The sequence below is a fragment of the Dickeya undicola genome, from assembly GCF_000784735.1.
In the GTDB taxonomy this organism is placed as follows: Bacteria; Pseudomonadota; Gammaproteobacteria; order Enterobacterales; family Enterobacteriaceae; genus Dickeya; species Dickeya undicola.
Genome location: NZ_JSYG01000004.1, coordinates 235367 through 247943, shown reverse-complemented (window position 1 = coordinate 247943; position 12577 = coordinate 235367). Strand labels below are relative to the sequence as shown.

At 61.0% G+C, this 12577-nt stretch carries 9 protein-coding genes; 7 read left to right on the top strand and 2 right to left on the bottom strand.

Annotated elements, in window-relative coordinates; translation table 11 throughout:
- Window positions 1-27: 27 nt before the first annotated feature.
- Together OB87_RS01980 and OB87_RS01975 are read right to left on the bottom strand one after the other, a co-directional pair.
- On the bottom strand, window positions 28-1245 hold the full coding sequence (locus OB87_RS01980) for a multidrug effflux MFS transporter (protein WP_033567749.1): 1218 nt from the start codon (window positions 1243-1245) through the stop codon (window positions 28-30).
- Window positions 1242-1838, bottom strand: a complete 597-nt coding sequence (locus OB87_RS01975) for a TetR/AcrR family transcriptional regulator (protein WP_033567748.1) — start codon at window positions 1836-1838, stop codon at window positions 1242-1244. Before OB87_RS01975 ends, OB87_RS01980 begins: the two co-directional genes overlap by 4 nt.
- A gap of 122 nt (window positions 1839-1960) precedes the next feature.
- Here OB87_RS01975 and OB87_RS01970 point away from each other — a divergent pair, with 122 nt between their 5' ends.
- The 7 genes from OB87_RS01970 (at window position 1961) to OB87_RS01940 (ending at window position 12569) form a co-directional block, all read left to right on the top strand.
- Complete coding sequence (locus tag OB87_RS01970) at window positions 1961-3106, top strand: efflux RND transporter periplasmic adaptor subunit (protein ID WP_033567747.1); 1146 nt, start codon at window positions 1961-1963, stop codon at window positions 3104-3106.
- A gap of 2 nt (window positions 3107-3108) precedes the next feature.
- On the top strand, window positions 3109-6270 hold the full coding sequence (locus tag OB87_RS01965) for an efflux RND transporter permease subunit (RefSeq protein ID WP_033567746.1): 3162 nt from the start codon (window positions 3109-3111) through the stop codon (window positions 6268-6270).
- Window positions 6270-7664 (top strand): efflux transporter outer membrane subunit, encoded by a 1395-nt coding sequence (locus tag OB87_RS01960; protein ID WP_033567745.1) that lies wholly within the window; start codon window positions 6270-6272, stop codon window positions 7662-7664. The genes OB87_RS01965 and OB87_RS01960 overlap by 1 nt, the downstream gene beginning before the upstream one ends.
- A 117-nt stretch (window positions 7665-7781) precedes the next feature.
- Window positions 7782-9071, top strand: a complete 1290-nt coding sequence (locus OB87_RS01955) for a nitrate regulatory protein (RefSeq protein ID WP_033567744.1) — start codon at window positions 7782-7784, stop codon at window positions 9069-9071.
- Between the two features lie 467 nt (window positions 9072-9538).
- Entirely contained in the window at window positions 9539-10816 is a 1278-nt protein-coding gene (locus OB87_RS01950; RefSeq protein WP_033567965.1) for a CmpA/NrtA family ABC transporter substrate-binding protein, read from the top strand.
- Between the two features lie 12 nt (window positions 10817-10828).
- Window positions 10829-11764: a nitrate ABC transporter permease gene (ntrB, locus tag OB87_RS01945; RefSeq protein WP_033567743.1), complete on the top strand. Its 936-nt coding sequence runs from the start codon at window positions 10829-10831 to the stop codon at window positions 11762-11764.
- A 10-nt stretch (window positions 11765-11774) separates the two neighbouring features.
- A complete protein-coding gene (locus OB87_RS01940) occupies window positions 11775-12569 on the top strand; it encodes an ABC transporter ATP-binding protein (protein WP_033567742.1) in 795 nt (264 codons plus the stop codon).
- Window positions 12570-12577 lie beyond the last annotated feature (8 nt).

The following is a 12577-nucleotide window of genomic DNA, read 5'->3' as shown; positions in this document are numbered from 1 at the left end:
TCGGGAGTTTGGGTCTTCAGTGCCGGATTATCCCTTGTCCGGTTGAGCTTCCTGAGCGGCACCGCTCAGAGAGAGCAGCAGATAGGCGATGACGGCCAGCAGGTAGCACCCCAGAATCACGAGCGCCATCGACAGTGCACTGGTGCTACCGGTCAGCCCGGTAAATGGCACACTCAGCGCACCGAGCGCGAACATACTCAAACCAATCAGTGCCGAAGCGCTGCCCGCTTTGCCGCCCTGGCTCTGCATCGCCAGTGATGATGCACAAGGGCCGACCACCCCGATCATGGCGATGGCGAAAAACAGCGGAGTCAGAATGCCGATGAGTGGTGCATGTAACAAACCTGCCACCGTCAGCACCAGCGCTGAGATGACCGCAACAGCCAGCCCAACATGCAACACGCGTCGCTCACCCATCCGCAGGCTAAAGTGGGAAGCCAGTTGTCCGGCGGCGATAAGCCCGATGCCGTTGACGGCAAAACACAGACTGAATGCTTGTGGGCTTAGCCCGTACACTTCCTGTAGCACGAATGGCGAGGCACCGATGTAAGCGAACATCCCGGCACCGCACAGCCCTTGTGCCAGACACAACCCCATGAATGCGCGCTCCCGCAACAGACTTCCCAGCGACGACAGCATCGAGCCGACACCCCCGGCGATGCGTCGGTCGGCGGGTAACGTCTCGTTGAGCCGCAGCAGGCACATCGTCAACAACAGGCAGGCTATGATGGCCAGCAGCAAAAAAATGCCGCGCCAGTCGGTTACGCCCAGCAGCAAACCACCCAGTACCGGTGAGAGGATCGGTGCCAGGCCGTTGATCAGCATCAGCAACGAGAAAAAGCGGGTCAGGGCATGACCGACATAGAGATCCCGCGCGACGGCACGAGATAACACCGCACCGCCCGCCCCGGCGATGCCTTGTAGCAACCGGGCGACGATCAACTGACCGATATCCTGTGCCAGTGCGCACCAGACCGACGTCAGCAGCAGCATCACCAGCGACAGCAACAACGGCAGGCGACGCCCCAGCTTGTCGCTCAGTGGGCCAAAGACTAACTGACCGGCCCCCAGCCCGAGCAAACCGGCGGTCAGGCTCAGTTGGGTTGCGGAGGTAGACGTGGAAAGGGCGGTGGTCATCTGTGGCAACGCGGGTAAGTAAAGGTCGGTGCATAGCGGGCCGAGCGCCGACAGGGAACCAAGGATCAGCGCGTATTCGAGCTGCGAGCGGGATAATTTTTTAGTCATGGCGTCTTATCAGGAAACAGTGAATCAAATAGCGATTGGTACAGCGGCTCCAGCACCGCGACCGGGGCGCGTTGCGGGATCACGCTACGAAACGTCGTGCCTTCGCACAATACCGCCATCAGTTCGGTACGTGCGGCGATTTCCGCATCCGAAAAATGCGGAAAACGGTACTTCATCAGCGTACTGGCGCGGGTAAACATCTGCTGGTCAGCTTCCTGCATGATGTTCGCCACCCGTGGGTTGCGGGTGGCTTCCGATGCCACTTCCAGCATCAGCAGGTTATCGTCGTCGTCGCTGTCTCCGGCGATCGGCAACTGGCGGTGGGCCAGCAACGGTGCAAAACGCCGGGGTTCTTCATTTTCCGGCGTCATGCGCTGTAACCGGATGTCGACGATACGCCGCACGATTTCCTCAATGATGTCGTCTTTGTTGACGAAGTAACGGTAAATCTGCCCGACACTAAGCTGCGCTTGTGCGGCGATCTCCGCCATACTCGCGCCGTGAAAGCCGGACTGGCGAAAGCAGTGGCGGGCCGCGGCGATGATTTGATCACGCCGGGCCTGCGCCTTGTTCTCATGATGGGGTGATGGCATAGCAGTGCTCCAATGCCTGGACAACGTTGCTAACGCTATCCTTGCAAATTTTATAAGAAGTCTGACGTCAAATTTTTTATATTGAGAATGAACGTTCATTCTCAATTCTAGGACAGGACTTGATGCGAAGTAACAACTTTATTGTAACAGTGGCTACGTGCGCCGCGTTGTTGACAGGATGCGATCGCAGCGCTGTTTCACCGTCGTCGTCACAACCGGTAGCGGTAACCGTGCAGACGCTGCATGGCGCACCCGTCACGCTGCACAGCGACTTGACCGGCCGCGTGACGGCGGCGATGGTATCCGAGGTGCGCCCGCAGGTGGATGGCATTATTCAGAAACGGTTATTTACCGAAGGCAGCGAAGTGAACGCTGGGCAAGTGCTGTACCAGATAGACCCGGCCAGTTATCAGGCGGCGGCGGATCAGGCTGCCGCCGCGCTGAAAAACGCCCAGTCCACCGTGCGTTCAGCCAAACTGAAAGCTGAACGTTACGCCCGGCTGTTGAAAGAAGAGGGCGTATCGCAGCAGGACGCGGACGACGCGCAGGCCACCTATGAGCAGGATGTCGCCAGTGTGGCGGAAAAAGCGGCTGCCCTGAAAACCGCGCAAATCAACCTGGCGTATACCCGTATTACCGCGCCGATTTCCGGCCGCATCGGTATTTCGTCGGTCACGCCGGGCGCGTTGGTGACCGCCAGCCAGAGCACCGCGCTGGCTACCATTCGCCAACTGAACCCGATCTATGTCGACCTTACCCAGTCCAGCAGTCAGCGACTGGCGTTGCTAGCGCACCAGAAACAGCAGCAGGCGGCAGTAACGCTGACGCTGGAAAACGGCCAGCCTTACAACCAGCCGGGCGTGCTGAAACTGGCGGAGGTGGCGGTGGATGAAGCCACCGGCTCAGTGACGCTGCGCGCCGAGTTCCCTAATGCTGGCCATATGCTGTTACCGGGCATGTTTGTACGTGCTACGGTGGAAACCGCCACCGTGCCGGACGCCATTCTGGCTCCGCAGCAAGGCATCCTGCGTGACACCAAAGGTAACGCCTATGCGCTGGTGGTTAACAACCAGCAGGTGGTGGAGCGACGTGAGGTAGAAACCGGTGAAGCGATGGGCAACCGCTGGCTGATCACTCAAGGGCTGAAGGCGGGTGACCGGCTGATTACCGAAGGCACCGACAAGGTGCGCACGGGCGATAATGTCACCGCCGTTGAGGAGAGCGCCCCGTCGGGTACGGCGACGCCGCGCACGACGGAGGCCCGCTGATCATGTTCTCCCGTTTCTTTATTCATCGCCCGGTGTTTGCCTGGGTGATCGCCATAGTCATTATGCTGGCGGGCGCGTTGTCGATTGAATCGCTGCCGGTGGCGCAGTACCCGAATGTGGCACCACCCTCTGTCGCCATCAAAGCCAGTTACCCCGGCGCGTCCGCCGATACGCTGGAAAACAGCGTCACCCAGGTGATTGAGCAGCAGCTCACCGGGTTGGACGGGCTACTCTATTTTTCTTCCTCCAGCGATTCGAGCGGCGATGTACGCATTACTGCCACGTTTACGCAGGGCACCAATCCGGATACCGCGCAGGTGCAGGTGCAAAACAAGGTGCAACAGGCCACCAGCCGCCTGCCCACTGAGGTACAGCAACAAGGCATTACGGTGACCAAGTCCCAGCAGGATTTCCTGCTGATCATGGCGTTATACGACACCACGGATAAAAGCACCGCCGCCGATATCGCCGACTACATGGTCAGCAACCTGCAAGACCCGCTCTCCAGGGTGGAAGGCGTCGGCAGCGTACAGGTGTTCGGTTCCCAATACGCGATGCGCATCTGGCTGGACCCGACCAAACTGGCGGCGTACAGCCTGATGCCGTCGGATATTTCCTCCGCCATCGAAGCGCAGAACACTCAGGTGTCGGCCGGGAAGATCGGTGCGCAGCCCGCCAGCAGCGATCAGCAATTGACCGCGACGGTCACCGCACAATCACGGCTGAAAACCCCGGCGCAGTTCCGCGACATCATCGTTAAAAGCGAATCCAGCGGCGCGCTGGTGCGCCTTGGCGACGTGGCGCGGGTCGAACTGGGCAACGAGGACTACACCACCACCACGCGGCTGAACGGTCACCCCGCCGCCGGGATCGCGGTGATGCTGTCGTCCGGTGCTAATGCGCTGGCGACGGCGGAGCGGGTGAAAGCCAAAGTGGCGGAGTTCACCCCGCAGATGCAGCAAGGCTACGAAGTGTCCTACCCGAAAGACAGCACCGACTTTATCAAGGTGTCGGTGGAAGAGGTAGTGCAGACCCTGTTTGAAGCCATCGCCCTGGTGGTGCTGGTGATGTTTCTATTCCTGCAGAACCTGCGTGCCACGCTGATCCCGGCGGTGGCGGTGCCGGTGGTATTGCTGGGGACGTTCGGCGTGCTGGCGGTGTTCGGGTACTCCATCAATACCCTGACGCTGTTCGGCATGGTGCTGGCGATCGGCCTGCTGGTGGATGATGCCATCGTGGTAGTGGAAAACGTCGAGCGACTGATGCGCGATCAGGGGCTGTCGCCGGTGGCGGCGACCGAGCAGTCGATGCGTGAGATTTCCAGCGCGCTGGTAGGGGTGGCGCTGGTGCTGAGCGCGGTGTTTCTGCCGATGGCGTTTTTCGGCGGCTCGACCGGGGTGATCTATCGACAGTTCTCCATCACTATCGTGTCCTCTATGTTGCTGTCGGTGGTGGTGGCGTTGACGCTGACACCGGCGTTGTGCGCGGCGTTACTGAAGCCGGTGGTGCATTCGTCGCCGAATGGCAACGGCTTTTTTGCCCGTTTCAACCGCGGGTATGATCGTTTGCAGCAGCGCTATACCGGGCGGGTGGCGCATGTCATTACCGGACCGTGGCGTTATCTGGCGCTGTACGGTTTGCTGATCGTGGCGTTGGGCTTACTGTTCCTGCGGTTGCCGGGCGGTTTCCTGCCTAACGAGGATCAGGGCGATGTCATGGTGCAGTTTACGTTACCAGCGGGTGCCACAGAAGCCCGCACCAGCAAGGTGGGTGAGCGCATCGAGCACTATTTTCTCAATGAAGAGAAAGACAATGTTGACGCCATTTTTGTGATTTCCGGCTTCAACTTCAGCGGCAGCGGTCAAAATGCCGGGATGGCGTTTGTGGCGCTGAAGAACTGGAGCCAGCGCCCCGGCAGCGCGAACAGTTCCGAGGCCATCGCCCATCGCGCCATGCAGGCGCTGTCCACCATTCGCGATGCACAGGTGTTTACCATGTCACCGCCAGCGGTGCAGGGGCTGGGCCAGTCTGACGGCTTTACCTTTGAATTGCAGGCGACCGGCAATACCGACCGCAGCCGTTTACTGGCGTTGCGCGATCAACTGCTGGCGGCCGCGGCGAAAGATCCACGCTTGTCCGCCGTGCGTCCGAACGATTTGGTCCAGATGCCGCAGCTACAGGTGGACCTCGACTACGCCAAAATCCGCGCGCTGGGGCTGTCGATCAGCGATGTCACCAGCACGTTGAGCAGCGCCTGGGGCGGCACCTACGTCAACGACTTCATCGATCGCGGCCGGGTGAAGAAAGTCTACATTCAGGGCGACGCCAGCTCGCGCGGTCAACCGTCGGATCTCGACAAGTGGTTCGTGCGCGGCACCGACAGCAGCGGCAACAGCGTCATGACGCCGTTTTCCTCCTTTGCCACCACCCGCTGGAGCTACGGCCCGGAAAGCCTGTCGCGTTATAACGGCCTGGCGTCTTACGAAATTCAGGGCACCGGCGCGCCCGGCGTCAGCTCCGGCAAGGCGATGGACGAGATGGAAGCGCTGGCGCGGGCGTTGCCAGCCGGTACGACCTTTGCCTGGAGCGAGCTCTCGTATCAGGAGCGGCTAGCCAGTGGGCAGGCGATATCACTCTACGCCATGTCGATTCTGGTGGTGTTCCTGTGTCTGGCCGCGCTGTATGAAAGCTGGAGTATTCCGTTCTCGGTGATGATGGTCATCCCGCTGGGGGTGGTGGGCGCGGTGCTGGCTGCGACATTGCGTGGGCTGGAAAACGACGTCTATTTTCAGGTGGCGTTGCTTACCACCATCGGCCTGTCGGCCAAGAACGCCATTCTGATCGTGGAGTTCGCCGAAGCCGCATACCGGCGCGGTGCCACGTTGTATGAAGCGGCGCTGGAAGGGGCGCGCACCCGTCTTAGGCCGGTGCTGATGACGTCGATGGCGTTTATCGCCGGGGTATTCCCGCTGGCGGTGGCGACCGGCGCAGGTGCCAACAGCCGTATCTCCATCGGTAGCGGTATTGTCGGCGGTACGCTGACTGCCACCGTGCTGGCGATTTTCCTGGTGCCGATGTTCTTTGTGTTGGTCAGACGGGTATTCCCCGGTCGCAAGACGCTGACGGCACCGACCTCGATGACTGACTCGCAGGGAGAAAACTGATGCGCGTTATCATGACCTTACTGACCGGCGCGATGTTGCTATCTGGCTGTTCGCTGGATCCGCACTATCAGCGGCCGTCTGCGCCGGTTCCTGCGGCCTGGCCGCAAGGGGCGGCCTATCCGGCATCGTCTTCGGGCAGACCATCGGCGGACGATATCCCGTGGCGCGAGGTATTGGTGGACGATCGCCTGCGCCAGGTTATCGACATGGCGCTGTCGGACAACCGGGATCTGCGCAAAGCGATTGCCGATGTGGAAGCGGCGCGTGCGCAGCTTGGCGAAACGCGTGCAACGCTGCTGCCAACCATCAACGCCGGGATGGATGGTGATCGCAGCCGTTCGCTCAGCAGCAGTAACGGGACGGTATTGAGCAGCAGCTACGGTGCCAGCCTGTCCACCAGCGCTTTTACGCTGGACTTGTTTGGTAAAAACCGCAGCCTGACCGGTGCGGCGCGGGAAACGTATCTCTCCAGCGCCGCTACTGCCACCAGTACCCGGCTGACGCTGATCGCCGATACCTCCACCGCCTGGGTGGCGCTGGCGACCGCCCGCAGCAATCTGGCACTGGCGCGTCAGACGATGGAGAGCGCCGGGCAGTCGCTGGCGGTGACCCGCAGCCGGTTGCGTAACGGCGTGGCGTCGGCGGTGGATGTGGCGCAGGCGGAAACCGTCTACCAGCAGGCACGGGCGGATGTCGCCAGCGCGCTGACCACCGAAGCGCAGAGTAAGAATGCGCTGGACCTGTTGGCCGGGCAGACTGTGCCGGAGGCACTGTTGCCTGCGGATGTGGCATCGCTGGCGCAGGCGGTGAAACCGGTCGCTGCCGGTATTTCATCCACCGCGCTGTTGCGCCGTCCGGATGTGCAGGCGGCGGAACATACCCTGAAATCGGCCAACGCCAATATCGGCGCGGCGCGGGCGGCGTTTTTCCCCAGCATTACGCTGACCGCCAGCAACGGCCTGAGCAGTGAAGCGCTGTCGTCGCTGTTCAGCGGCGGCGCGCACGTCTGGTCGCTGGCACCGGCCGTCAGCCTGCCGCTTTTCGACGGTGGTGCTAACCTGTCGGCGTTGCGCTACGCCGAGGCGGAAAAACAGGGCTATGTCGCCAGTTACGAGAAAACGTTGCAAACCGCGTTTCGTGAAGTGGCCGACGCACTGGCGCGCAAAGGCACGATTGATGAGCAGCAGGCGGCGCAACGCGATTACGTGGCGGCGGCCGAGCGCAGTTATCAGCTTGCCAGCAACCGCTACCGCGCCGGGGTCGATACCTACCTCAACGTACTGGATGCCCAGCGCACGCTGTACAGCGCCCGTCAGTCGTTGCTCAGCCTGGAGCAGTCGCGGCTGGATAATCTGATCACGCTGTATAACGTATTGGGAGGTGGGGTGAAATAGCCCTCCCGGCACCAGAGGCGTCAGGCAGAAGAGGGTGATTGCCTGGCGCTTTTCCGCTACCGTAGTAGGCGCGTTATTTGCATCAATAGCCTCTCAATGCCGTAATGGAGAACCAGAATGGTGGCGGACCCTTCAACGACAATTCGTTTTCTGATGGCCTCGCGCCAGTGTGAACTGAACAGCCTGCGCGGGCTGCTGCAAAGCGGTGAACTGGTGGGGCGCATCAGCCAACTGGTGCATATGCTGCAACGCGAACGCGGCACCTCCAACCTGTACCTGTGTTCGGACGGGCGGTTGTGCGTGGAGGAATTGCCGCAGCGCAAGCAGGATGTGCAACAGGCCGAGTCGCAATTTATGGAACAACTGGACGACCTGGCGCAGCGCGCCGGGTCGTTGCCGCAGGCCAGCCGACTGTTCAGCCGCGCCGCCAGTGTGGTGTACACGCTGGGATTGCTGCCGTCGCTGCGCCAGCAGGTGCGTCAGCGCGCGTTGCCGCAGTCGGACGCGATGACGGTGTTCAACGACATTATCCGCCATCTCTTGACGCTGGTGTTCGAAGTGTCGGATACCGCAGCAGAACCGGTGATTGCCCGTGCGCTGGTAGCGATGTTCAGTTTCATGCAGGGCAAGGAACTGGCCGGTCAGGAGCGGGCGGTCGGTGCCGCTGCGTTTGCCGCCGGTGAATTTCCGGTCAGTACTCAACAGACATTGCTGGACCTGATTGAACGTCAGGAGCGTTGTTTCGATACCTTCACGAATTTTGCTGATGACGTCAGCCGTGAGCACTGGCTGGCGCTGGCGACCGATCGCGAATTTGAACGGTTGCGGCGCGTGGCCTGCACCCGTGCACCAGATAACCTGCCGCTGGAAGGCAGCCTGCAATGGTTCGCACTGGCGACAGCGCGTATCGACGCCATGAAGCACATCGAAGATCGGCTGGAGCAGACGCTGATGCAACTGTGCCGTGATCGTATCGCTGCCGCCGAGCAGGCTTGCCTTGACCAGCAGGCAGATGTCGCCGGTCTGATGGCGCAGCAGCAGGGTGAAGAGCACAGCTATTCGGTGTTTATCGCCCGCTCGGCGATGGAGCCGGGCGCGTCGGCGCACAACTGGCTTGACAGCGACGGCGTGCGGCCGCAACTGGGGCGTTCGCTGTTGTCGCTGGTGCAGCAGCAGGCTCGGCGCTTACAAGCGCTGGATCATGAACTGGCGGCGATGCGCGCCACGTTGGATGAACGCCGCCAGATTGACCGCGCCAAAGGGCTACTGATGCAGCATCGGGGCTTAAGCGAAGACGAGGCGTATAAAACCCTGCGCCGTATGGCGATGAGCCAGAACAAGAAATTGATCGACATTGCCAACGCCATGCTGGCGGTGGCGGATGTGTTTCAGGATGATACCCCTTGATGGAAAGCAGCAGGTTTGCATGGCGATAACGGAATACGCTCGCCATAAGCGCACATAAAGTGTGCGTGATTTGCCAGATAACGGTGCAGCCGACGCCGTTATCGTCCCCCCGTTCTGACGCGTATCACAGCGATTGCTCGTTTTTGTCATTGGCCTGATATCCCGGCTGAATTGATCCAGCTCAATATTGGCCGCGCTTTCGGCGAGCAGAATAGCCCCATCGGGACACGTCGGTTATCCGGCGCGGCATGGAAGGTTCACTCGATGCATTGTCGGTTAACCGAACAGGCTGCCAGATTGGCACACACCTTGCTTTATCTCCGGTAACAATTCATTGCGACTTTGCAGTGCCAATGGCGGTACGGCGAAGCGCGGGGCAAAGGCGTCCACAAGCGTGCGATTTTCGCATGGCTGTGGACGCCTTTTTGTTTTTGCCGCCGAAACGGCGGGTTGCCGAGGTGTCGTTGATGAGTGATTCCAAAACCGATAACAAAACCAATAACCCAACACAGGCGTTTTCCCGTCGCCAGTTTCTGGTGGGGAGCGCCGTCTTGGGTGGCTCCATGCTGTTGCCGGGAATAATGAACCGCGCCTGGGCGGCCGGTTCTGATGCACCGGAGAAGAAAGAGGTGCGCGTCGGCTTTATTCCACTGACCGACTGCGCATCGGTGGTGATGGCGTCGGTAAAAGGGTTTGACAAGAAATACGGCATCACCATTGTGCCGAGCAAGGAAGCGAGCTGGGCCGCGGTGCGCGACAAGCTGGTGTCCGGCGAACTGGATGCGGCGCACGTGCTTTACGGGTTGCTGTACGGCTTGCAGGCTGGCGCGTCGGGGCCACAGCACAACATGGCGGCGCTGATGACTATCAACAACAACGGCCAGGCGATCACTCTGTCCAATAAGCTGCGCGAAGCGGGCGTGAACGATGGTGCCAGCCTGAAGAAGTTTATTTCAGCCAGCCCGGCGGGGACGTACACCTTCGCCCAGACGTTTCCCACCGGGACTCATGCCATGTGGCTCTATTACTGGCTGGGGGCGGCCGGTATCAACCCGTTTGACGACGTGCGCACCGTGGTCGTGCCGCCGCCGCAAATGGTGGTGAACATGAAGATCGGCAACATGAGCGGTTTCTGCGTCGGTGAACCCTGGAACCAGCGGGCGATTACCGACGGCCTCGGGTTTACCGCCGTCACCTCGCAGGATATCTGGCCGGATCACCCAGAGAAGGTACTCGGCACCAGTGACGAATGGGTGAAAGCCAACCCCAATACCGCCCGCGCACTGACGGCGGCGGTGCTGGAAGCCTCGCGCTGGATCGACAGCTCGGACGACAACCGGCGCGAAACTGCCCGCGTCATCGCCGGGCGTGCTTACGTCAACACCCAGGAGGAGACGATTGTCGGCCGTATGTTGGGGCAATACGACAACGGCGCGGGCAAACAGTGGCAGGACGCGCACGCCATGCGCTTCTACCACGACGGCGAAGTGAACTTCCCGTATCTGTCGGACGGAATGTGGTTCCTCACCCAGCACAAACGCTGGGGCCTGCTGGCGCAGGAGCCGGATTATCAGGCGGTAGCCCGTCAGGTCAATCGCATCGATATCTACAAACAGGCGGCCAGTGCGGTCGGCAATGTGCCGCTGCCATCCAGCGAGATGCGCAGCAGCGTATTGATTGACGGCAAGCGTTGGGACGGCAGCGATCCGGCCGGTTATGCCAACAGCTTCAGCGTGAAAAAGTAACGGAGAGCGACCATGAAAACGCAAGCCCAGATTCTTTCGATCGTGCCGGAGCCGACTGACACGCCGCACCACAACGCGGTCGTGACCGACGCCACCGTTATCACTTTACCTGAAACCGCTGGTGTCGCTGCACCGGCACCGACCGTCGCCCCGCCGCGTGCCGTCTGGCGGCCGCGCCTGAGCCGATGGTTATCCCGGCTGTTGCCGGGCGGCATTGGCATGGTTTTGTTGTTGGCGGTGTGGCAAGTGGCGGCGCTGAGCAGCAAAGGGTTCCCGACGCCGTGGCAAACCTGGCTGGCGGCGCAGAGCATTTTTGCCGACCCCTTTTATGTGGCTGGCCCCAACGACCAGGGCATCGGCTGGAACGTGCTAGCGTCGCTTGAGCGCGTCGGCATCGGTTTTGGGCTGGCGGCGCTGGTGGGCATTCCCGCTGGTTTCCTGATCGGTCGCTTCCGGTTTATGGCGGCGATGTTCAACCCGATTATTTCGCTGTTGCGTCCGGTCAGCCCGCTGGCGTGGCTGCCTATCGGCCTGCTGCTGTTCCAGCGTGCCGAACCGGCTTCCAGCTGGACCATCTTTATCTGCTCCATCTGGCCGATGATCCTCAACACCGCTGAAGGGGTGCGCCAGATTCCGCAGGATTATCTCAACGTGGCGCGGGTGCTGAAGCTGTCCGAATTCACCATCATGCGCAAAATTCTGCTGCCAGCGGTGCTGCCGAGTGTGCTGACCGGGGTGCGGCTGTCGATCGGCATCGCCTGGCTGGTGATCGTGGCGGCGGAAATGCTGACCGGCGGCATCGGTATCGGCTTCTGGATCTGGAACGAGTGGAACAACCTCAACGTGCCCAACATCATCATCGCCATTCTGGTGATTGGCGTGGTCGGGCTGTTACTTGAGCAAGGGCTGATGTTGCTGGCTAAGCGCTTCAGCTATGAAACCCGTTAAGGAGAAACGTATGCGCGATCAACCGATTATCCGTATTCAGCAGGTCAGTCAGCGTTTTTCCACCGCCAGCGGTACGTTTCTGGCGCTCGATAACGTGAGTTTCGATATCCATACCGGGGAAACCCTGAGTTTGATCGGGCACTCCGGCTGCGGCAAGTCAACGCTGCTCAACCTGATTGCTGGGCTGACACTGCCGACCAGCGGCGGCCTGCTGTGCGACAACCGCGAAATCGACGGGCCGGGGCCGGAGCGGGCGGTGGTATTCCAGAACCATTCGCTGCTGCCGTGGCTCACCACCTACGACAACGTGGCGCTGGCGGTGAAGCAGGTATTCCGCGGCCAGATGAGCAAGGCGGAGATGCACGAGTGGATCGTCCATAACCTGGAGCTGGTGCACATGGGACACGCGCTGAACAAGCGCCCGCATGAGATTTCCGGCGGCATGAAGCAGCGGGTGGGCATCGCCCGCGCGCTGGCGATGAAACCCAAGGTGCTGCTGATGGACGAACCCTTTGGTGCGCTGGATGCGCTGACCCGCGCCCATTTGCAGGACGCGGTGATGGAAATCCAGCAGCGGCTGAACACCACCATCGTGCTGATCACCCATGACGTGGATGAAGCGGTGTTGCTCTCCGATCGGGTGCTGATGATGACCAACGGCCCGGCGGCCACGGTGGGCGAGATCATGACGGTGGCGCTGGAGCGCCCACGCTCTCGCGTGGCACTGGCGGATGACCCGCGTTATCACCAGTACCGTCAGCAGGTGCTGCATTTCCTGTATGAGAAGCAGCCGCACGCGGCTTGACGGGAGGA

Excerpts from the sequence above, each read along its gene's own strand:
- ntrB (WP_033567743.1), top strand. The coding sequence starts at position 10,829 with ATGAAAACGCAAGCCCAGATTCTTTCGATCGTGCCGGAGCCGACTGAC.
- OB87_RS01940 (WP_033567742.1), top strand. The coding sequence starts at position 11,775 with ATGCGCGATCAACCGATTATCCGTATTCAGCAGGTCAGTCAGCGTTTT.
- OB87_RS01970 (WP_033567747.1), top strand. The coding sequence starts at position 1,961 with ATGCGAAGTAACAACTTTATTGTAACAGTGGCTACGTGCGCCGCGTTG.
- OB87_RS01975 (WP_033567748.1), bottom strand. The coding sequence starts at position 1,838 with ATGCCATCACCCCATCATGAGAACAAGGCGCAGGCCCGGCGTGATCAA.
- OB87_RS01960 (WP_033567745.1), top strand. The coding sequence starts at position 6,270 with ATGCGCGTTATCATGACCTTACTGACCGGCGCGATGTTGCTATCTGGC.
- OB87_RS01980 (WP_033567749.1), bottom strand. The coding sequence starts at position 1,245 with ATGACTAAAAAATTATCCCGCTCGCAGCTCGAATACGCGCTGATCCTT.
- OB87_RS01955 (WP_033567744.1), top strand. The coding sequence starts at position 7,782 with ATGGTGGCGGACCCTTCAACGACAATTCGTTTTCTGATGGCCTCGCGC.
- OB87_RS01965 (WP_033567746.1), top strand. The coding sequence starts at position 3,109 with ATGTTCTCCCGTTTCTTTATTCATCGCCCGGTGTTTGCCTGGGTGATC.
- OB87_RS01950 (WP_033567965.1), top strand. The coding sequence starts at position 9,539 with ATGAGTGATTCCAAAACCGATAACAAAACCAATAACCCAACACAGGCG.